Below are 20,886 nucleotides of genomic sequence, written 5' to 3'. Positions count from 1 at the left end.
CGCCCTTTTTTGTTGCCCTGGGGTTATTGCAGAACGGGCTGCTGCGCTCCATTGATCGGGATGCGCTTGGCTTTCGCTTCTTCCGGGATCACACGGAGCAGGTCGATGCTCAGCAGGCCGTTGCGCAGGGCAGCGTCCTTGATCTCGATGTGATCGGCCAGACGGAACGACAGCTTGAAGGCTCGCTGGGCGATGCCTTGATGCAAGAACGTGACGCTCTCGTCAGTGTCACGCTTGCCGCCACTGATGGTCAGCACACCCTTCTCGACTTGCAGGTCCAGGTCTTCTTCCTGGAAACCGGCGGCCGCAACGACGATACGGTATTGGTCATCACCGTGTTTTTCGACGTTGTAAGGTGGGTAGCTGCTGCCTGGCTCGTTGCGCAGGGCGGTTTCGAACAGGTCGTTGAAACGGTCGAAACCTACCGAGGAACGGAACAGTGGCGCGAGAGAAAATGCAGTACTCATGATTCAAATCTCCTGAAAACAATCAGCAAGGTTTTGTGTCTCCGCGACCCGAATTCGGCATCGCGTAACCCTTAGATAGGGACCGCTGTTTTGATTTCAAGAGATTATTTTGAGATTTTTTATGCGGCCTCGACGAGCGGCAATCCGAGCAAACGCGAGACCTGATCCGGCTCGGTTTCGCGGCGCAGAACGGTGAAAAGCTCGACGGCTTGCGGGTAGTTGCGCGTCAGCATGGCCAGCCATTGCTTGAGGCGACCGGGCGATTGGCGCGCGGTCATTTGCGCCTTGGCCTGCAGCCAAAAGTCCTGAATCAGCGGCATCAGCTCGGCCCAGGTCATCTCGACGACCTCTTCGCCAGCGCGCGCCGCAGCGATCTGCCGAGCGAGATCCGGGCGGGAGACCAGACCCCGACCGAGCATAATGTCTTCGACACCGCTGATTTCGCGGCACCGACGCCAGTCTTCGACGCTCCAGATGTCCCCGTTGGCAAACACCGGCACCTTGACCACGTCCTGCACACGCGGGATCCACTCCCAATGAGCAGGCGGTTTGTAGCCGTCCATTTTCGTCCGCGCATGCACGACGATGTGCTCTGCCCCGCCTTCGGCCAGCGCCGTGGCGCAGACCAGCGAGCCGTCAGGGCTGTCGAAACCCAGACGCATTTTTGCCGTGACAGGGATGTGCGCCGGCACGGCGCGACGGACGTGCTCGACAATCTGGTTGAGCAGCTCCGGCTCCTTGAGCAGCACGGCGCCGCCGCGGGATTTGTTGACGGTCTTGGCCGGGCAGCCGAAGTTCAGATCGATCACTTCCGAGCCAAGCTCGCAGGCCAGCGCGGCGTTTTCCGCCAGGCACACCGGATCGGAACCGAGCAATTGCACGCGCAGCGGCACACCGGACGCGGTGCGAGCACCGTTGAGCAGCTCGGGGCCGAATTTGTGGAAGTAAGCCGGTGTGAGCAACTGGTCGTTGACCCGAATGAATTCGGTCACGCACCAATCAATGCCGCCAACGCGGGTCAGCACGTCGCGCAGGATGTCGTCGACCAACCCTTCCATGGGCGCCAGAGCAATTTGCATGGGGAAACACTACTTGGAGAAAAACGTGCGGCAGTTTACTGGATATCGCAGAAAACCGCAGGACAACACATATCTCTGTGGAAGCGAGCCTGCTCGCGAAGACGGTCTGTCAGCTCATGCATGCGTGACTGACCTGACGCTTTCGCGAGCAGGCTCGCTCCCACGGGTGAGATTTACATCGCCTCTGCAATATGGATCGCCGGGCCATAGCCTTCGATAAATTCAGCGGGCATGCGCTTGGGCTTGCCGGTCGACAGCTCGATGCAGACAAACGTGGTCTGCGCGCGCAACAGGGTGGCGTTGTCGCTGGGGCGTTTGAGTTGGAAATGTCGAGTCATTTTCAGGCGCTGGTCCCAGTCGACGATCCAGGTCGCCAGTTGCAGTTCATCACCTTCATAGGCGGCGGCCAGGTAATCGATTTCGTGGCGGACAACGGCCATCGCCCGATCCAGCCGCCGGTATTCGACCAGGTCCAGGCCGAGGCGCTGCGAATGGCGCCAGGCGCAGCGCTCGAGCCAGGTCACGTACACCGCGTTATTGGCGTGCCCGAGCCCGTCGATGTCTTCGGCGCCTACTTGCAGATCAATGGTAAACGGCGTTGCCCGATCCCAGCCCATGCCCCACTCCCGGTCAAAGTATTCAACCGGGGCAGTGTAACGGAGCTCAGGCCGATTGGCGCGCCTGAAGGCTGCGACCGGCAAGCAGTGATAACACACCATCAATCACTCGAGGGTCGGCCAGCACGCGTTGATGGCCGCCGCTTTCCAGGCGCAGCAGGCGACTGTCGAACCAGGCTTCGTGAATCAATTGCGATTCCTTTACCGAGACGAAATTGTCGTCCTCGGCATGCACGATCAGGCCGGGCATATCCAGTTGATAGTGGGCAACGTCAAGCGTCGCGGCGCGCATGCCGACGTCCTGCTCGACTTGACGAATGAACGCCGAGCGCGCGCGCGGCGGCATGCCGACCATGTGCGCGAATCCGCGCAGTACGCCGAGAATGCGCGACGGGGCGGCGATGCTGACCAGGGTTTCGGTGCGCAACCCCAATTGCACGGCGAGCATCGCGCTGGCGCCGCCCATGGAGTGTCCGATAACCGCTTGCAGCGGCGGCAATTCGGCAGCGGCTTCAAGCATGGCGCGGGCGAACAGCACCACATTGGCTTCGCGCCCAGGGGAGCGACCATGGGCCGGGCCGTCGAGTGCGACGACTGTATAACCGGCATCGACCAGCGCATTGATCAGCGAAGCGAATTGCGTTGGCCGCCCTTCCCAACCATGCATCAGCAGCACCGTAGGGCCTTGGCCCCAGCGCAGCGCCGACAGGCCGAAGCGCAACGTGATGCGTTCGGAGCTGGCCAACAGCGGCAGCTCCCAATCCCGCAGCGGTAGCGCGCGGGGCGTCATGAACGCCAGGCGCATTTTGCTCGCCACCAGTTTCGGTGCAAACCAGCCCAAGGTACCGTTAACGCCACGAACCCACTTCAACGCGTTCATCGCTCTCTCCTCAGGCTTGCTGCCTTCAGGTCAACGCACCGCCGACTTGGCAGCGCGCAGCAGTCGATCGGATAACTCTCCCGGGCCCAGCGCTCTTGCCAGCGCCAGACCGCCCACCATCAGCGCGACGTCGGCCAGAGCCTTGTCGGTGTCTTCCGGGCTGGCCGCCAGTTGCGCGACCATCAGCTCCAGATGCTCGTTCAGCGCGATGCGGAACGATTCCGGCAAACGCCCCAGCTCACCAATCGAAGCCGGAATCGGGCACGCCGCGTCGCTGGAATCACGGTGTTTGCGCGACAGGTAAAACGCAGCCACCAAGGCGCGACGCTCTTCGCCGGTCAGATCGGCATCCATGTCGGCAATCAAGTCGCGACGGCGGCCCAGCAGCTGTTTGAACGCTTCGAGCATCATCGCGTCCTTGCTTTCGAAGTGTGCGTAGAAGCCGCCGACGGTCAGGCCGGCTGCGCCCATCACTTCGCCCACGCTCGGATCTGCAGGGCCGCGCTGAATCAGTGCAGCGCTGGCAGCCTTGAGGATGCGTTCGCGGGTTTGAGCTTTTTTATCGTTCATCGTTGCCTCCGAATATTACGACTAGAATATTATTCGCATAATAATATTCCGCAAGTCATGAATATGACCGCTGGTCTGAAGCACAGTGTAAGGAAAATGGAGAATTGGCCAAACGCCAGACAAACAAAAGGGCCATTCAATAATTGAATGACCCTTATAAAATCCCGCAGAGCGGGTAATCGTGGCGTCCCCTAGGGGACTCGAACCCCTGTTACCGCCGTGAAAGGGCGGTGTCCTAGGCCACTAGACGAAGGGGACACAAACCCTTCTATACAACTGATCAGTGCTGAGAGCTGATCGATTCAAGGCCGGTGTGGCCAGACCTTGAACTGTAAAATTGGTGGAGCTAAGCGGGATCGAACCGCTGACCTCCTGCATGCCATGCAGGCGCTCTCCCAGCTGAGCTATAGCCCCGGATTTTTCGCCTCGCGGCGGAGTGATCTCTTGCAACATCACTTCTGTAAAACTGGCGTCCCCTAGGGGACTCGAACCCCTGTTACCGCCGTGAAAGGGCGGTGTCCTAGGCCACTAGACGAAGGGGACGCAAACCCTTCTATACAACTGATCAACGCTGAGTGTTGATCGCTTCAAGGCCGGTGTGGCCAGACCTCGAAGTGTAAATTGGTGGAGCTAGACGGGATCGAACCGTCGACCTCTTGCATGCCATGCAAGCGCTCTCCCAGCTGAGCTATAGCCCCTCATCGCTGAGGACGGGGCGAATCTTAAGGGCGTATCGAAAGCCTGTCAAACTTATTTTTGAAAAATTTCAAAATTTTTTGCCGGGATAACAATCACTTACCGCCCTCCCCCGTAAATTCGGGAGAAACGCCGAAGGCAGGATCAAAAGATCGCAGCCTTCGGCAGTCCTGCAAAGAAGCAAAAGCAATCAGGCGATGGCGCCCAAGAGCTTTTCCCACTCTTTGTTTTCTTTCTTCGACACGCCACCCAGCAGGTCAATCGCCTGTCGCAAGCGGAAACGGGTCAGGTCCGGGCCGAGGATTTCCATCGCATCGAGCACCGACACCGAACTCGCCTGCCCGGTGATCGCAGCAAACATCAGCGGCATCGCATCGCGCAGTTTCAATTCGAGCGATTCGACTACCGCCTGGATCGTCGCGGTGATGCTGTCCTTCTCCCACTGACGCAGGCTTTCCAGCTTCCACAGGATCAACTGCATCAACTGACGAACCTGATCGCCGGAGAGTTTTTTCGACTCGAACAGCTTGGCATCCGGATTCACGCCGCCGGCAAAGAAGAACCCCGCCAGCGGTGCGACCTGGCTGAAGGTTTCAACCCGGCCCTGCACGTGCGGCGCGATCTTCATCATGTACTCGGGATTGAACGCCCACTTCTGCACCCGCGCAGCGAATTCTTCCACAGGCAGGTCGCGCAGCCACTGGCCGTTGAGCCACGACAGCTTCTCGATGTCGAAGATCGGCCCGCCGAGGGACACCCGCTTGAGGTCGAAATTGTCGACCATTTCCTGCAGCGAGAACTTCTCGCGCTCGTCCGGCATCGACCAGCCCATGCGCCCGAGGTAGTTGAGCATCGCTTCCGGCATGAAGCCCATGCGCTCGTAGAACGTCACCGAGGTCGGGTTCTTGCGCTTGGACAGCTTGCTCTTGTCCGGGTTACGCAGCAGCGGCATGTAGCACAGCTCTGGTTGTTCCCAGCCGAAGTATTCGTAGAGCAAGATCAGTTTCGGTGCCGATGGCAGCCATTCCTCGCCACGCAAGACATGAGTAATGCCCATCAGGTGATCGTCGACCACGTTGGCAAGGAAGTACGTCGGCAGGCCGTCGGTCTTCATCAGCACTTGCATGTCCATGCGATCCCACGGGATCTCGACGTCGCCACGCAGCATGTCCGGCACCACGCAGACGCCTTCGCTCGGCACCTTCATGCGAATCACGTGCGGTTCGCCAGCGGCCAGGCGCGCCGCGACTTCTTCCTTCGACAGCAACAGTGCGCGGCCGTCGTAGCGCGGAGTTTCGCCGCGAGCCATTTGCTCGGCGCGCATCTGATCGAGTTCTTCAGCCGTGCAGAAGCACGGGAACGCATGGCCCATGTCGACCAGTTGCTGGCAGTACTTCTGATAGATATCGCCGCGCTCGCTCTGCCGATATGGGCCGTGCGGGCCGCCGACGTCCGGGCCTTCGCTCCAGTCAATGCCGAGCCAGCGCAGGGCGTCGAAGATCTGCTGTTCGGACTCGCGGGTCGAACGCAACTGATCGGTGTCTTCGATGCGCAGGATGAACTCACCGCCATACTGCTTGGCAAAGCAGTAGTTGAACAATGCGATGTAAGCGGTACCTACGTGGGGGTCCCCGGTAGGCGATGGCGCGATGCGAGTGCGGACGGTGGTCATGGCTTGTCTCGAAAAAATGAAGAGCAGAACAATCAAGCGGCGAATGGTAACAGGCGACACCCGCCCCGCTCCAGCGGGCAGGTATTTAAGCCAGATACCCTAAGGCCTTCCGATTGTGTGAAGGCCATTCCCGAGCAGGCTCGCTCCCACAAGGAACGATCCCTTATACCGTAAGCAATCGCTCGCGCAGTTTGGCAATCTCATCGCGCATCTGCGCCGCTGCTTCGAATTCCAGATCCCGCGCCAGTTGGTACATCTTCTCTTCCAGCGCGCGGATGCGTTTGGTGATTTCGCTGGGCGAGCGCAACTCGGCTTCGTACTTGGCGTTCTCTTCGGCGGCCTTGGCCATGCCTTTGCGCTTCTTGCTGCGCGAACCCGGCACGGTGGCGCCTTCCATGATGTCGGCGACGTCCTTGATCACACCTTTCGGGGTGATGCCGTTCTCAAGGTTGAAGGCGATCTGTTTCTCGCGACGGCGCTCGGTCTCGCCAATCGCCCGCTCCATCGAACCGGTCATGCGATCGGCGTAGAGAATCGCCCGGCCATTGAGGTTACGCGCAGCGCGACCGATGGTCTGGATCAGCGAGCGCTCGGAGCGCAGGAAGCCTTCCTTGTCGGCGTCGAGAATCGCCACAAGTGACACTTCCGGCATATCGAGGCCTTCACGCAGCAGGTTGATCCCGACCAGCACATCGAACACGCCGAGGCGCAAGTCGCGGATGATCTCGACGCGCTCGACGGTGTCAATGTCCGAGTGCAGGTAACGCACGCGCACGCCGTGGTCGGCGAGGTAATCGGTCAGGTCTTCGGCCATGCGCTTGGTCAGCGTGGTGACCAGCACCCGCTCTTCTATCGCCACGCGTTTGGTGATTTCCGAGAGCAAGTCATCGACCTGGGTCAGCGCCGGCCGCACTTCAACCTGTGGGTCGACCAGACCGGTCGGCCGCACTACTTGTTCGACCACGCGCCCGGCGTGCTCGGCTTCATAGTTGCCGGGCGTCGCCGAGACGAAAATGGTCTGCGGGCTGACCCCTTCCCACTCGTCGAAACGCATGGGCCGGTTATCCAGCGCCGAAGGCAGGCGGAAGCCGTACTCGACCAGGGTTTCCTTGCGCGAACGGTCGCCCTTATACATCGCACCGACCTGCGGCACGCTGACGTGGGATTCGTCGATGACCAACAGCGCGTCGGCGGGCAAGTAGTCGTAAAGCGTGGGTGGCGCCGCGCCGGATGGACGCCCGGACAGGTAACGTGAGTAGTTTTCGATGCCGTTACAGTAACCCAGTTCGAGGATCATCTCCAGATCGAAACGGGTGCGCTGTTCCAGACGCTGGGCTTCCACCAGTTTGTTGTTGCTGCGCAGGTATTCGAGGCGCTCCTGCAATTCGACCTTGATGCCTTCGATGGCGTCGAGCAGGGTTTCCCTAGGCGTCACGTAGTGGCTCTTCGGATAGAAGGTGAAGCGCGGCATCTTGCGGATGACTTCGCCGGTCAGCGGATCGAAGGCGGAAATGCTCTCGACCTCGTCATCGAACAGCTCGATACGAATCGCTTCCAGATCCGATTCCGCCGGGAAGATGTCGATCACGTCGCCGCGCACGCGGAACGTTGCCCGGGCGAAATCCATGTCGTTGCGGGTGTACTGCAAGTCCGCCAAGCGCCGCAGCAGCGCGCGCTGATCGAGCTTGTCGCCGCGATCCACGTGCAAGACCATTTTCAGATAGGTTTCAGGACTGCCCAGACCGTAGATGCACGACACCGTGGTGACGATGATCGCGTCCTTGCGCTCGAGCAACGCTTTGGTTGCGGACAGGCGCATCTGCTCGATGTGGTCGTTGATCGACGCGTCCTTCTCGATGAAGGTGTCGGACGACGGCACATACGCTTCGGGCTGGTAGTAGTCGTAGTAGGAAACGAAATATTCCACGGCGTTGTTCGGGAAGAACGCCTTGAACTCCCCGTACAACTGCGCGGCCAGGGTCTTGTTCGGCGCCAGCACCAGCGTCGGACGCTGTACCTGGGAGATGACGTTGGCGATGCTGAAAGTCTTGCCCGAGCCGGTCACACCGAGCAGTGTCTGGTGCGCCAGCCCGGCTTCAATGCCTTCTACCAACTGGCGAATGGCTTCCGGCTGATCGCCGGCGGGCTCGAAGCGGGTGACTAGCTGGAATTCCGACATACACACCTCTGGAATCGCGGCATTTCCGAGTCAGACGGAGCACCGCGAGGACGACCGCAAACGACCGATGTCGCGCAAGAAAAATCTGGATTGTGCTTAATGTGGTGGCGATTGCCCGGGCTTTCAAGGCAAACGTCCTACATCCGGTAAAGACTCTGACAAAGTCAATCGACTAACGGTCAAGAAATAATCGGAAAAACTTACCGCAAAAGCCGATTCGCCTGTCGCCATTGCGCGGTGATGGCCTCTATACTAGCTCCCCGTTTGTGCACCGCTCTAGTGCATTCGGCTGGAGCGCTACACGTCCCTCCACTCTCCATTCAGAGCCGCCGTAATAATGAGCCTGTTCTCCGCTGTCGAAATGGCACCCCGCGATCCAATCCTGGGTCTCAACGAAGCATTCAACGCCGATACCCGGACCACCAAGGTCAACCTGGGTGTGGGCGTCTACTGCAACGAAGAGGGGCGAATTCCACTGCTGCGCGCAGTGATCGAAGCCGAGACGATTCGCGTCGCGCAACACGCTTCGCGCGGTTACCTGCCAATCGATGGCATCGCTGCCTACGACCAGGCTGTGCAGAAGCTGCTGTTCGGCAACGACTCGCCGCTGATCAGCGCCGGTCGCGTCATCACCACTCAGGCCGTCGGCGGCACTGGCGCACTGAAAATCGGTGCCGACTTCCTCAAGCAACTGCTGCCGAACGCCGTCGTGGCGATCAGCGATCCGAGCTGGGAAAACCACCGTGCACTGTTCGAAACCGCCGGGTTCCCGGTGCAGAACTACCGTTACTACGACGCTGCCACCCACGACGTGAACCGTGCCGGCATGCTCGACGACCTCAACGCCCTGCCGGACGGCTCGATCGTTGTCCTGCACGCTTGCTGCCACAACCCGACCGGCGTCGACCTGACCCCGGCGGACTGGAACAAGGTGCTGGAAGTGGTCAAGGCCAAAGGTCACGTGCCGTTCCTCGACATGGCTTATCAGGGTTTCGGCGACGGCATCGATGAAGACGCCGCCGCTGTGCGCCTGTTCGCTGAATCCGGCCTGACCTTTTTCGTCTCGAGCTCGTTCTCCAAGTCGTTCTCGCTGTACGGCGAACGCGTTGGCGCGCTGTCGATCATCAGCGAATCGAAAGAAGAAAGCGCGCGCGTGCTGTCGCAGGTCAAACGCGTGATCCGCACCAACTACTCCAACCCACCGACCCACGGCGCCAGCATTGTTGCTGCGGTGCTGAACAGCCCGGAACTGCGCGCGCAGTGGGAAGCCGAGCTGGCCGAAATGCGCCTGCGCATTCGCGGCATGCGCGAGCAGATGGTGGCCCTGCTGGCGGAAAAAGCCCCAGGCCGCGACTTCAGCTTCGTCGGTCGTCAGCGCGGGATGTTCTCCTACTCCGGCCTGACCACTGAACAAGTGCATCGCCTGCGTAACGAGTTCGGCATCTACGCTCTGGACACGGGTCGCATTTGCGTGGCGGCGCTGAACCAGAGCAACATCAAGGCTGTGACGGACGCGATCGTTCAGGTCATCTGATTTCGCCGCGTGATGAAAAACGGGAAGCCTTGAACGGCTTCCCGTTTTTATTTGTCTCAGAAAACGCCTTGCAACTCTAGACTGCACACAATTCTGAACGGTAGGAGCTGACGAGTGAAACGAGGCTGCGATCTTTTGATCTTGTTTTAAGATCAAGATCAAAAGATCGCAGCGTTCCGCAGCTCCTACCGGTTTTGTGTACACCCGAGATTTTTGAAGAGAACCCATATGAAAAACGACAACCTGCGCGCCGACCGTGATGACCTGGATGATTTCATCCCGCGCGCTCCGGCCAAGCGTGAAAAGAGCCTGGTGCTGCAAGTCGCCACCGGGGTATTCCTCGGTGGCCTGGCCCTGTGGCTGGTGCAACTGGCGGCGACGGCGGTCTATGCCAAGCTGATGCTCGGCACGATTACCTTCGGCAGTTAAGCCAGCTCGGCCGAGCGTTGAGTGGCAGCATCGTCGTAAATCACATACAGCGATTCGGCGACCTGGCTCTTGATGGCCTTGCTGCTTTCAAGACCAAGGACGAAACCTTCAGCCTTGCCGCCAGCGCGGTTCAATTCTTCGGCGGTGCTTGCCCCGGTGATTGCATCGAAAAGTTTTTCGGCGTGCGGGCCGATACCTTTGGGCAGGCTGATCTGTGCAGTGCTCATGCGAGCACCTCGGTGTTACGGGTGATTTGAGTCATGGCGCGTACCTTTGCGGCGAATGGCCGGCAGCGCGTGTGACCACTTCCGGGCTGCCATGGTAGACCTCTGAGGCCTTTCTGGTAACCGCCAATCGCTGACAAAGTGCCGTCCGTCCCGCTGAATCGCAAAAGTTGCCAGGCGATGCTTGACTTCTCTTTTTGAATCAGTAACATACGCACCAATTCCGCAATAGCTCAGTTGGTAGAGCAAGTGACTGTTAATCACTGGGTCCCTGGTTCGAGTCCAGGTTGTGGAGCCAAATAGCAAAGCCCCTGAATCGCAAGGTTCAGGGGCTTTTTTGTGGGCGCACGAAAAATACCAAAAGGCCGATCTGTTTGGGCAGATCGGCCTTTTCCGTTTCAGACGCAGCGGTCAGACATGTTCGCTGCTTTTCACCTGCACCTTTGGCGCGCCATGGCCATGGTCGTGGTCATCCGGCTCGATCACCGGCACTTCCTTGCCATCGCAGTCATGCAGCTTGCCGTCGCTGAAGTAATCGCCTTCACGCAGCGCGGCGAGATCGCGATAACGCAGGGTGCGCTCTTCGGCGGCGGCGAACACCGATTGTTGATCCGAATTGCCGGTCGTGAAGTGGTTGAATGCCAGGTTGAGCAGGATCGCCATGATTGCCGACGAACTGATGCCCGAATGGAAAATCGTCGCGAACCAGCTCGGGAAGTGATCGTAGAAGTTCGGCGCGGCGATCGGGATCATGCCGAAACCGATCGAAGTGGCCACGATGATCAGGTTGACGTTGTTGCGGTAGTCCACCTTCGACAACGTGCGAATGCCGCTCGCCGCCACGGTGCCGAACAGCACGATCCCGGCGCCGCCGAGGACAGAAGTCGGCACGGCGGCAATCACCCGGCCCATGAACGGCAGCAGGCCGAGGACGACGAGAAACAGACCGCCGGTGGCCACCACGAAACGGCTCTTGATCCCGGTCACCGCCACCAGACCGACGTTTTGCGCGAAAGCACTTTGCGTAAACGAACCGAAGATCGGCGCAAACATGCTCGACAGCATGTCGGCACGCAGGCCGTTGCCCAAGCGTTTGGAATCGACCTTGGTGTCAATGATCTCGCCCACGGCGAGGATGTCCGCCGAGGTTTCCACCAGCGTCACCATGACCACAATGCACATCGACAGGATCGCAGCGAAATGGAAGGTCGGCATGCCGAAGTGGAACGGTGTCGGGAAGCCGAACATGGGGCCGGTGGTCACACTGGAGAAATCCGCCATGCCAAGGAACACCGCCAGCACCGTGCCGATGACCATGGCCAGCAGAATCGACAGCCGAGAAATGGTCGCGCTGCCAACCTTGCTCAGCAGCAACACCAGCACCAGCGTGACCGCCGCCAGACCGATGTTCTGCATGCTGCCGAAGTCCGGCGCGTGGCTGTTGCCGCCCATCGCCCAGCGTGCGGCCACCGGCATCAGCGTCAGGCCGATGGTGGTGATCACAATGCCGGTGACCAGCGGCGGAAAGAACTTGGTGATGCGTGAGAATACCGGCGTGATCAGCAAGCCGATCAACGAGGCGGCAATCACCGCACCCAGCACCGATTGGAAACCGCCCTCCCCGCCGCTGCTGACGATCGCAACCATGGTCGCCACGCCGGAGAACGATACGCCCTGGACCAGCGGCAGCTGACAGCCAAAAAACGGCAGACCCAGGGTTTGCAGCAACGTCGCCAGCCCCCCCGCAAACAATGAAGCAGCAATCAACAGACCAATGTCCGCCGGCGACAGACCGGCCGCCTGGCCAATGATCAGTGGCACCGCAACAATACCGCCGTACATGGTCAGAACATGTTGCAGGCCGTAAGCCATATTCGCGCCGACCCCGAGGTTTTCGTCCTCGGGCCGTTGGTGTGAAACATGGGGCGTTTTCATGGTGGGGGGTTCCCTGGTTTTTGTTATGCGCACACTGTATTCAATACTCAGGACAAATGTCCATAGAGTTGTATACAACTTGTCAGTCACATAATGGTTAGGTAGCCATCCAACCTTCTAGCCTGCGCTTCTTGCCCCAACAAATCCGGCAACACATCCCCGCTGCGTCCGCGCCAGTGCCCACTAGGCTGAAATGTTCACGGCGACCGACGGTACAGTCGCGCTCTTTTTTATACATATAAAGTATGCATAATGAAGTCATTCAAGATTCAGTACGACAAAAGCAAAAACGCAGCCAACAAACTCAAGCACAAAGGCATCAGCCTCGCCGAAGCCGAACCGGTTTTCCATGACGAACGCGCACTGACACTTGAGGACAACGACCATGACGAGCAACGCTGGATTACCCTCGGCCTCGATGCCAAAGGTCGTGTGCTTGCCGTTGCTTACAGCTACCGCGAAGCCAATGTTGTTCGAATCATTTCCGCACGTCTCGCCACACCCAGCGAACGGCGCGCGTATTTTCAGGAGGCTTGACCGATGAAAGACGAATATGACTTTTCCGCAGGTAAACGCGGCGCAGTAGCGCCGAACAAGGGCAAGACCCGCATCACCATCATGCTTGACGACGCGGTGATCGAAGCGGCGCGTACGGCCGCAGAAGCCGAGGGCTTTGGCTACCAGACTGTGATCAACAACACCCTTCGCCATGCTTTGCTTGATGGCGCACGCCAGCTGGACCGCTCTGACGATTCGGGCCTGTCGGGGCAATTCAAGAAAGGCATCACCGCCACCGATCTCAAGAGTCTCGAGCGAAAGCTGTCGGCGGCCATCGGCGAGATTCGTCGCGTATTGGAGCCTGATGTAAAGCCTTAGATGGAGGCTGGCGCGATGACCCGAGTCAGCGCTTGCCGCACTCGCGGTGACTCAGGCACCTGAAGGTCGAACTCTCGCTGCATCAAGCCAATCAGCTCACCGACATCCACCACGTCGCGCCGTTCACTGTCCGATCCAATGTGATGCACCGCAAAGCTGCCGTTGTTCAGCGTCTTCCGCCAGCCATCGCCAGTGCGCGCGACCATCAGGCGCTGGGCAAAGGGTGAGTCGGGATGCGTCGAGACGTACCAGTTACCAACGGTGTAGTCGATGTGTTCCTGGCGCTGCAAATCGAACAGATACATCGGCCGCCACTCGCCCGCGACTTTGGCGCGCAGCAGGTAGCCGTCGATCAGCTTTTCGATGCAATAGGGTTCGTGCGGGGTGGGTTGCTCATCTTCACTGTCGAGCAACAGCGGCGCGGTGGGCACCATGCCACCGAAGCCGACATCGGTGATGTAACGCACTTCGTCGATGGTCACCAGACTCAAACGATGGGTTCGCGCCGTCCAACTGCCTTCCGGCTGATTCATCACCACGCGCCCGCTGATCGCCCGTGCGTCGAAGCCCAATTCCAGCAACAGCGCGAAGAACAGGTGGTTGAGTTCGTAGCAATAGCCGCCGCGACCGCCACGCAGGATTTTCTCTTCAATGGATGGCAGATCGATCAATACCAGTGCCCCGGTGATGGTCGCCAGATTCTCAAAAGGAAAGACGCCGGTGTGGCGCAATTGCAATTGACGCAACGTAGCCAGCGTCGGCGAGGGCACTGTGTCGAAACCCAGACGTTGCAGGTACAGATTGGTATTGGTCAGCCGTGCAACACTCATTGCTCGATCCTTATGCATAGGGCCGCAGAACACTGCGTGGATGTTGCCCTGTATACGGGATCAGGCACAGCTTTCGACAATTGATTTCGCCAATCACCCGGTCAGCGCTTCTTCCGCGAGCCGATGCGAATCCATGTCGGCGCATGGTCACTGGCATGCGGTTCGTTGCGCACCCAAGCGTCGACGCCGGCGTCGTGCAGATACGGGCTCAATGCCGGGTTGAGCAGCAAATGGTCGATGCGCAGGCCGGAGTTGGTTTGCCAATGATTGCGGAAGTAATCCCAGAAGGTGTAAAGGCGTTCTTCGGGATACACGTGGCGCAGGGAGTCGGTCCAGCCCTGATCCAGCAGTCGCTGGTAGCACTCGCGGCTTTCGGGTTGCAGCAAGGCGTCCTTGAGCCATGAGCGCGTGTTGTAGATATCCATGTCGGTGGGCACGACATTGAAATCACCGGCGAGTACCACCGGGTGATCGCTGCTCTGCAAGTCTTTGGCGTAATTGATCAGGCGTTCGAACCAGGCCAGTTTGTAATCGAATTTCGGCCCCGGCTGCGGGTTGCCGTTGGGCAGATACAGGCAACCGACCAGCACGCCGTGCACCGCCGCTTCGATATAGCGGCTGTGCGTGTCATCGGCATCGCCGGGCAAACCGCGTCGACTCTCCAGCGGCTGCGTATCGCGCGCCAGAATCGCCACACCATTCCATGACGCCTGGCCCTGCCAGATCGCGCCGTAACCGGCTGCCTCCAGTTCGGCGGCGGGAAATGCGCTGTCGACTGACTTGAGCTCTTGCAGGCAGACGATGTCCGGTTGCTCGCGCTTGAGCCATTCCAGCAGATTTGGCAGCCGTGCACGCATGCCATTGACGTTGAAGGTGGCGATCCGCAGGTTTTTCATTGTCCGCAACTCCTGCCCGGTGGGAATGAAAATTGTGACCCTGAGAGCGCTGCGCAGGTTGCATCGAATCACAAAGCGACAGCTCAGACGCGATTACGCAGCCATTGCAGAAAGCCTCTTTTCGGCGCGACCACGGGCGCGTCCTCGGTCAGCGACTGCGCCTTGTGCAGACGGAAATCGAGCAACGCCTGCATCGCATCATGAATGTCATGGCGCGCGTCCAGGCACGGTTTCAGGTAGGACTTCTCGATGCGATACAGCGCGCAGAAAGTCTTCGCGGAAAAATCCGCCGGCAACGCGGTGTCCGAGAGAATGCCGGCCTCGCCGATCACCTCGCCCGGCCCCATGCGTCCCGATTCCAGCGGCGCACCGTGGCGCTTTAGCGTCACCGAAACCACGCCGGATTCAATGATGAACAAATGATCGCTGACCTCCCCGCCCGCCAGGATCGTCTCGCCGGCGCGAAAGGTTTGCAGGGTCATGTTCTGGCTGAAGGTGTCTTTCTCTTCCTCGCGCAGGGTCGAGAAGATCGGTGAGCTTTCCAGCAGCGCCCGTGGCCGCGACAACTGCGGCGCGGTGCTGGTCTCGTTGCTCGACAGTAGATTGACCCCGGAGGCCTGCAAATGCCGGTAAGCGAGGTCGAACAACTGATTACGCACCACGCGCTTTTCACCCATCGAGGCAACAAATCCGCTGATTTCATATTCCGCGCCGCCGCTGGCAGAACTTTTCAACGACACGCTCGGCGCCGGTGTGTCGAGCAACTGCCGACAGCCTTGCATTGCCCGCTCCAGTGCCTCGATCACCGAGCTTGGCCGGGCATGGGGGCTGACGGGAACGCTGACCGAAACCCCGAACATATTGCTCGGGCGACTGAAATTGATGATTTTGGCTTTCGCCGCCAGCGAGTTCGGAATCACGGCCATGCTGCCCTGGCTGGTTTGCAGACGCGTGGCGCGCCAGTCGATGTCGGTGACGCGGCCCTCGGTGCCGTCGATGGAGATCCAGTCATCGAGTTGATAGGGTTTGGTGGTGTTGAGGACGATGCCGGAGAACACATCGCTCAAGGTGCTCTGCAAGGCCAGACCGACAATGATCGCCAACGCGCCGGAGGTTGCCAGTACGCCTTTGACCGGCAGATCGAGCACGTACGCCAGCGCTGCAATGATGGCGATGAGGAAGATCACTGCCCCCAGCAAGTCCTGCAACAGTCGGCCGGTGTGGCCGACGCGCTGCATCATCACCGCGCCGATCAACACCGTCAGGGTGCGCGCGCCGAACAGCCACCAACCGATCTGCAACCCGGTCGCCGCCAGATGCAGCGGGACGTTGTCGGCCCACGGTGCCGGTTCCATCGGGTTGAGGCCTTCGTTGAACAGAACGATGCTGAACAGGGCAAAAATCAGCACCCGCACCAGCAGTTTCCATTCGCTGCCGTGAGAGCTGATCAGCCGCCACAGGCCAAGATCGAGCAGAATCAGGATCAACGCGCAAAACAACGGATGTTCGGTCAGCAGAGACAGCATTAAACAACTCCGACAAAGGCCAATCGCGAGAAGATCGCACAGATTGGCACAGTGTAGGAGCAATTGATTTGAGCGGATGAACAGCGCCGCGAAAACCCTGAAAAATTCTGTAGGAGCTGCCGAAGGCTGCGATCTTGAGGCTATGGGACGCGGAGCGTCCCCGGCTGCATTCCCACGCAGAGCGTGGTAACGATCAGATCAAAAGATCGCAGCCTTCGGCAGCTCCTACAGGACAATTGTGCGCTAGGCGTGCATCCGGCCAAAGCGTCCGGACTGGAAGTCGGCGAAGGCCTGGTGGATTTCCTGCTCGGTGTTCATCACGAACGGGCCATGGCCGACGATCGGCTCGTCGATCGGCTCGCCGCTGAGCAGCAACACCACCGCGTCCTCGCTGGCCTTGAGAGTGAGTTGATCACCGTCGCGCTCGAACAGCGCCAACTGCCCTACCCCAACCGATTCCGCGCCGTTGACCTGCACCGAGCCTTTCAATACCACCAGTGCGGTGTTGCGTCCTTCGTGCAGATCGAGCGTCAGCAGCTTGCCGGCATTGAGGCGCAGATCCCAGACGTCGATCGGCGTGAACGTCCGCGAAGGTCCGGTGTGCCCGTCGAATTCACCGGCGATCAGCCGCAGGCTGCCGGCTTCGTTCTTGAGCGCGATGTTCGGAATATCCCGGTCGAGAATGGTCTGGTAACCCGGCGCAGCCATTTTATCCTTGGCCGGCAGGTTGACCCATAACTGGACCATTTCCAGCTTGCCGCCCGTTCTGGCGAAGTTTTCCGAGTGAAATTCCTCGTGGAGGATCCCGGACGCTGCGGTCATCCACTGCACGTCACCCGGGCCGATGGTGCCGCCACTGCCAGTGGAATCACGGTGCTGCACTTCGCCGTCGTAAACAATGGTCACGGTTTCGAAACCACGATGCGGGTGCTGGCCGACGCCACGCTGCTCGGTGGTCGGGGTGAATTCGGCGGGACCGGCGTGATCGAGCAGCAGAAACGGGCTGATGTGCTTGCCCAGGTTGTCGTAGGAAAACAGCGTGCGTACCGGGAACCCATCGCCGACCCAATGGCCGCGCGGGCTGGTGTAGATGCCGATGATGTTTTTCATGGGGTCTCCAATGTGGGGATTCATTGGATTAAGCCTAAGGGCATATCGAATATTCGACTAGAGGGCTAGAACCGGCTGGAGTGTTCCATGAGTAGAACAATTCATTCAGCGGGACGCTCTTCGCGAGCAGGCTCGCTCCCACAGGAGACTGCATTGGTTCAGAGACAGTCCGCCAGGCCACGCATGGCTTCGCGCAACTTGTCGATAGCACGCTTGACTCCCGCGTGTTTACTGTCTCGGCAAGCCCGTTCCAGTTCCGCACACGCCGCAACAACCCGCGCGGCCCCGACCATCTGCGCGCCACCCTTGATGTGGTGGGCCAATTCGCGCAAACCGTTGCGGTCGGCAATCGGCAACTGCTCCAGAGCTTGCAGGTCGTCGCGAAGGCTTTTGCCGACCTGCTTGCGCAAGCGTTCGATCAGCGAGTGATCGGCCCCGGCCATCTGTTCCAGCGCGCTCAGATCAATCTCGACTGGCTCGGTGCTTGGCTGTTGATCTTCGTGCGGCTCGCAACGGCGAGCGTCTTTCAAGGCTTCAGCCAGATCATGCAAGCGAATCGGTTTGAACAGGCAGCCGTCCATGCCGGCATCCAGACAGCGCAGGCGTTCTTCAATCTGCGCATTGGCAGTAAAGCCGAGAATCAGGCACGGCCCGCGTCCCGTAACGGCTTCTTCAGCGCGAATGCTGCGCGCCAGTTCATAGCCATTGCGTCGCGGCATGTTGCAGTCGGTGATCACCACATCGAAGGCCTGGGTTCGCCAGCGGTCCAGCCCCTGTTCGCCATCGCTGAGGTCCACCGTGCGATGCCCCAGTTCGCTCAGTTGCCAGCACATCAGCAAGCGGTTGACCGGGTGGTCGTCCACCACCAAAACGTTCAATGCACAGGTAGCGGGCGCCGCGTCGGGCATTGCCGCTGTGGTCGTCGTTGCGGGCAGCAGCGGCAATTGCAGGTTGATTTCCACGCGCGTGCCTTGCCCCAGGTCACTGTCGAGGCGCAACGTGCCGCCCATCATGTCGCAGAGGTTGCGGCTGATCACCAGCCCCAGACCGGAACCGCTGCGCGCCGTTTGTGGGCTATTGCCGGCTTGAACGAACGGGCTGAACAGCCGCTTCTGGTCTTCGACACTGATGCCGATGCCGCTGTCTTCGATCAGGACCTGCACCTCCACTTGCTGGTCCGATGTCGCGAGAATCTGCAGCCGCAAGCTGACCTCGCCTGTCTCGGTGAATTTGATCGCATTGCTCAGCAGGTTCGACAGCACTTGTTTGAATCGCGTCGGATCGATCGATACATCAATGTCAGCGCACGGATCAAGTTCGATGCGCCACACCAAGCGCTTCTGCCGCGCCAGCCCTTCGAACACACGGCATACCGAAAACACCGCCTCGCGTAGATTGGCCCGCTCGGGGGCGAGGGACAAATGCCCCGACTCGATGCGCGCGATATCGAGAATGTCGCCAATCAACGCCAGTAATTGCTGGCCAGCATTGGATGCCACTTGAATCGCCAAGCGGTCGGTCGCGCCCTCCTCTGCACGTTTGAGCGCCAGTTCGAGCATGCCGATCAGGGCATTCATTGGCGTGCGGATCTCGTGGCTCATGGTCGCCAGAAAGGTGCTTTTGGCTCGATTGGCCTCGTCGGCCGCGTCCTTGGCCTGCTGCAGTTGCAACAACCATTGCTGACGCTGCTGAATCTGCCGACGCTGCCAACCGATCCAGAGTAGCGCCACGAGCAGCAAGGCCGCTGCGCCGGCGAAACCCAGCAGAATTTCCTGACGATGGCGCAGCCAGTAGCTGTCCTCGACCACCACATCGTGGCTCCAGCGCTCGACCAGTTCATCCATTTGCTGCGGCGCGATGCTCAGCAACGCCTTGTTCAGGATCGAGTGCAGCAACGCCGACCGAGGGGCGGTAGCGAGCGCAATGCGCGCCGGCTGGTCGCCAACAGTGCCGGTGATACGCAGGCGGTCGCGATACTGCCGGGCGATCAGAAAACGCGCCACCAGTAGCGAGCTAACCGTCACGTCGACCTGTCCCCTGGCAATCAGCGCCATGCCTTCGGCAGGGCTTCTGACCTCGACCAGGCGCAGGCCGGGCACGCGTTGCAACAGGTAATCGCGCAAAGGATGGCCGCGATAGATCGCCAGACGTTTGCCGGCCAACGCGTCGAGAGGCAGTGGATGCGGCCCATTCGCCGCGCTGACCAGCACGAACGGATTGTTCAAGTAGGCGCGGGTGAATTGCAGCTGCGCTTCACGCTCGGTGCTCGGCGTCACCACGGGCAAAACATCAAGCGCACCGGCCTGCAGTTGCTCGAACTGATCGTTCAGTGAGCTGCCACGCACGATCTCGAAATGCAGGCCACTGCGCTGCGCAATCAGGTTCAACAACTGCGCCGCCAGCCCATTGAAGCGCCCGTCGCCATCGAAAAACGCCAACGGCGCGAAATCTTCGACGGCGCCCACGCGCACCACCGGGTGCTGATCCAGCCACTGCTGCTCGGCGGCACTGAGCTGGACCCGCGATTGTTCGGCCATCTCGGCGAGGCCGGCGCTCCAGCGCTGTTCGATCAGATGCCGACGCTCCATGGGCACAGCCAGCAGGGCCTTGTCGACGATGCGCTTGAGCACCACGTCGCTGCGCAACAACGCAAAAGCGAACGGATTGGCGTCAAGCCCCGCCGGCCCGGCCAATTGCAGGTCATTGCGGTAATTGATGTTGATCAGATAGTTGGCGCTGATGAAATCGCCAAGATAAACGTCGTCAGCACCGAAGGCGACCGCCCCGAGTGCATCCATGGCTGAAGCATATAGCTGCACCTGAGCGCCGGGGTAAAACGCCTGAACATGCGCCAGCGGCAGGTAATCTTCGACCATGGCAATGCGCCTGGCTGAACGATCAGCCGGCAGTTTCTCGTCGTGACGCGTGACCAGCATCGGCTGATCTTCAGCGTACGGCCGCGACAGAATGAAGTCCGGATCTGCCGCTTCGAAACTGTTCGAGGTGCCCAGCAGATCAACATCAGTGCGCTTGAGCGCCGCCATCAGTGCGGGCCGATCGGCGAATCGCCGCACTTCAATCCTGATGCCGAGCAGTTGTGCCAGCAGATCGGCGTAATCGGCTGTCAGCCCTTCCAGCTCATGCTGATTGCGGGTGATTTCGAAGGGCGGGTAATCCGGGCCGGAGATGCCCATGCGTAACACTGGATGCTCACGCAGCCACTGACGCTCACCATCATCCAGACGAACCTGGACATTGCCCGGTTCGAGACGGGCCAGCACCTCCAGCGTCTGTGGCTGGTCATTCGCCCAGACCGAGGCAACGAATCCGAGCCACAGCCATGAAATCCGCAGTCCCTGCTTCATG

18 protein-coding genes and 5 tRNA genes are annotated in these 20,886 nt (G+C 59.9%); 5 read left to right on the top strand and 18 right to left on the bottom strand.

Translation table 11 applies throughout. The annotated features are described in order from the left end of the window. Positions 1-23 precede the first annotated feature (23 nt). The 11 genes from ACZ0AZ_RS18530 to uvrB all read right to left on the bottom strand — a co-directional run bounded on the left by ACZ0AZ_RS18530 (position 24) and on the right by uvrB (position 8,160). Positions 24-467 carry an Hsp20 family protein gene (locus tag ACZ0AZ_RS18530; RefSeq protein ID WP_039762036.1) on the bottom strand — a complete coding sequence of 148 codons (444 nt, stop codon included), beginning with the start codon at positions 465-467 and terminating at the stop codon, positions 24-26. 119 nt (positions 468-586) lie between these two features. Continuing rightward, the gene (locus tag ACZ0AZ_RS18525) at positions 587-1,546 is read right to left on the bottom strand and encodes a tRNA dihydrouridine synthase (RefSeq protein WP_039762034.1); all 960 of its coding nucleotides are present in this window, start codon (positions 1,544-1,546) and stop codon (positions 587-589) included. A 173-nt stretch (positions 1,547-1,719) separates the two neighbouring features. Continuing rightward, the gene (locus ACZ0AZ_RS18520; RefSeq protein WP_129999133.1) at positions 1,720-2,163 is read right to left on the bottom strand and encodes an acyl-CoA thioesterase; all 444 of its coding nucleotides are present in this window, start codon (positions 2,161-2,163) and stop codon (positions 1,720-1,722) included. Positions 2,164-2,209: 46 nt separating this feature from the next. Further along, complete coding sequence (locus tag ACZ0AZ_RS18515) at positions 2,210-3,043, bottom strand: alpha/beta fold hydrolase (RefSeq protein ID WP_129999134.1); 834 nt, start codon at positions 3,041-3,043, stop codon at positions 2,210-2,212. A 30-nt stretch (positions 3,044-3,073) separates the two neighbouring features. Next, positions 3,074-3,613, bottom strand: a complete 540-nt coding sequence (locus tag ACZ0AZ_RS18510; RefSeq protein ID WP_039762033.1) for a TetR/AcrR family transcriptional regulator — start codon at positions 3,611-3,613, stop codon at positions 3,074-3,076. A gap of 182 nt (positions 3,614-3,795) precedes the next feature. Continuing rightward, positions 3,796-3,871, bottom strand: a tRNA-Glu gene (locus ACZ0AZ_RS18505). Between the two features lie 80 nt (positions 3,872-3,951). Continuing rightward, positions 3,952-4,027, bottom strand: a tRNA-Ala gene (locus ACZ0AZ_RS18500). Positions 4,028-4,080: 53 nt separating this feature from the next. Continuing rightward, positions 4,081-4,156: transfer RNA gene (locus tag ACZ0AZ_RS18495), tRNA-Glu, on the bottom strand. Between the two features lie 79 nt (positions 4,157-4,235). Continuing rightward, positions 4,236-4,311, bottom strand: a tRNA-Ala gene (locus ACZ0AZ_RS18490). 188 nt (positions 4,312-4,499) lie between these two features. Further along, entirely contained in the window at positions 4,500-5,981 is a 1,482-nt protein-coding gene (gene gltX / locus ACZ0AZ_RS18485; RefSeq protein ID WP_039762140.1) for a glutamate--tRNA ligase, read from the bottom strand. A gap of 163 nt (positions 5,982-6,144) precedes the next feature. Next, entirely contained in the window at positions 6,145-8,160 is a 2,016-nt protein-coding gene (uvrB, locus tag ACZ0AZ_RS18480; RefSeq protein WP_039762031.1) for an excinuclease ABC subunit UvrB, read from the bottom strand. A 337-nt stretch (positions 8,161-8,497) separates the two neighbouring features. Between uvrB and ACZ0AZ_RS18475 the strand changes: the two genes are divergently transcribed. Next, a complete protein-coding gene (locus tag ACZ0AZ_RS18475) occupies positions 8,498-9,694 on the top strand; it encodes an amino acid aminotransferase (RefSeq protein WP_129999136.1) in 1,197 nt (398 codons plus the stop codon). A gap of 228 nt (positions 9,695-9,922) precedes the next feature. Then, positions 9,923-10,123, top strand: a complete 201-nt coding sequence (locus ACZ0AZ_RS18470) for a hypothetical protein (protein WP_041478524.1) — start codon at positions 9,923-9,925, stop codon at positions 10,121-10,123. Here the strand turns inward: ACZ0AZ_RS18470 and ACZ0AZ_RS18465 are convergent. Further along, positions 10,120-10,350 carry a hypothetical protein gene (locus ACZ0AZ_RS18465; protein ID WP_024012377.1) on the bottom strand — a complete coding sequence of 77 codons (231 nt, stop codon included), beginning with the start codon at positions 10,348-10,350 and terminating at the stop codon, positions 10,120-10,122. The genes ACZ0AZ_RS18470 and ACZ0AZ_RS18465 overlap by 4 nt on opposite strands. A 219-nt stretch (positions 10,351-10,569) precedes the next feature. Between ACZ0AZ_RS18465 and ACZ0AZ_RS18460 the strand changes: the two genes are divergently transcribed. Further along, positions 10,570-10,645 (top strand) — tRNA-Asn (locus ACZ0AZ_RS18460). 113 nt (positions 10,646-10,758) lie between these two features. On the opposite strand, the gene ACZ0AZ_RS18455 is transcribed toward ACZ0AZ_RS18460, so the two are convergent. Beyond that, the gene (locus tag ACZ0AZ_RS18455; protein ID WP_024012376.1) at positions 10,759-12,282 is read right to left on the bottom strand and encodes a nucleobase:cation symporter-2 family protein; all 1,524 of its coding nucleotides are present in this window, start codon (positions 12,280-12,282) and stop codon (positions 10,759-10,761) included. A 252-nt stretch (positions 12,283-12,534) separates the two neighbouring features. Here ACZ0AZ_RS18455 and ACZ0AZ_RS18450 point away from each other — a divergent pair, with 252 nt between their 5' ends. Then, entirely contained in the window at positions 12,535-12,819 is a 285-nt protein-coding gene (locus ACZ0AZ_RS18450; protein ID WP_041478522.1) for a BrnT family toxin, read from the top strand. Positions 12,820-12,822: 3 nt separating this feature from the next. Next, positions 12,823-13,158 carry a BrnA antitoxin family protein gene (locus tag ACZ0AZ_RS18445; RefSeq protein WP_129999138.1) on the top strand — a complete coding sequence of 112 codons (336 nt, stop codon included), beginning with the start codon at positions 12,823-12,825 and terminating at the stop codon, positions 13,156-13,158. On the opposite strand, the gene ACZ0AZ_RS18440 is transcribed toward ACZ0AZ_RS18445, so the two are convergent. From ACZ0AZ_RS18440 to ACZ0AZ_RS18420, 5 genes are all read right to left on the bottom strand, one after another. After that, positions 13,155-13,988, bottom strand: coding sequence for an arylamine N-acetyltransferase family protein (locus tag ACZ0AZ_RS18440; protein ID WP_463537859.1), 834 nt, complete (start codon positions 13,986-13,988; stop codon positions 13,155-13,157). The genes ACZ0AZ_RS18445 and ACZ0AZ_RS18440 overlap by 4 nt on opposite strands. 101 nt (positions 13,989-14,089) lie before the next feature. Beyond that, entirely contained in the window at positions 14,090-14,884 is a 795-nt protein-coding gene (gene xth / locus ACZ0AZ_RS18435; RefSeq protein ID WP_460117915.1) for an exodeoxyribonuclease III, read from the bottom strand. A gap of 83 nt (positions 14,885-14,967) precedes the next feature. Next, positions 14,968-16,410, bottom strand: coding sequence for a mechanosensitive ion channel domain-containing protein (locus ACZ0AZ_RS18430; protein ID WP_463537858.1), 1,443 nt, complete (start codon positions 16,408-16,410; stop codon positions 14,968-14,970). Positions 16,411-16,653: 243 nt separating this feature from the next. Beyond that, positions 16,654-17,520: a pirin family protein gene (locus tag ACZ0AZ_RS18425; protein ID WP_039762019.1), complete on the bottom strand. Its 867-nt coding sequence runs from the start codon at positions 17,518-17,520 to the stop codon at positions 16,654-16,656. Between the two features lie 158 nt (positions 17,521-17,678). After that, positions 17,679-20,885 (bottom strand): transporter substrate-binding domain-containing protein, encoded by a 3,207-nt coding sequence (locus ACZ0AZ_RS18420; RefSeq protein WP_463537857.1) that lies wholly within the window; start codon positions 20,883-20,885, stop codon positions 17,679-17,681. Between the last annotated feature and the right edge of the window lies 1 nt (position 20,886).

It is taken from the genome of Pseudomonas sp. AC239 (assembly GCF_979258545.1).
This window is presented reverse-complemented; position numbering and strand designations above follow the sequence as displayed.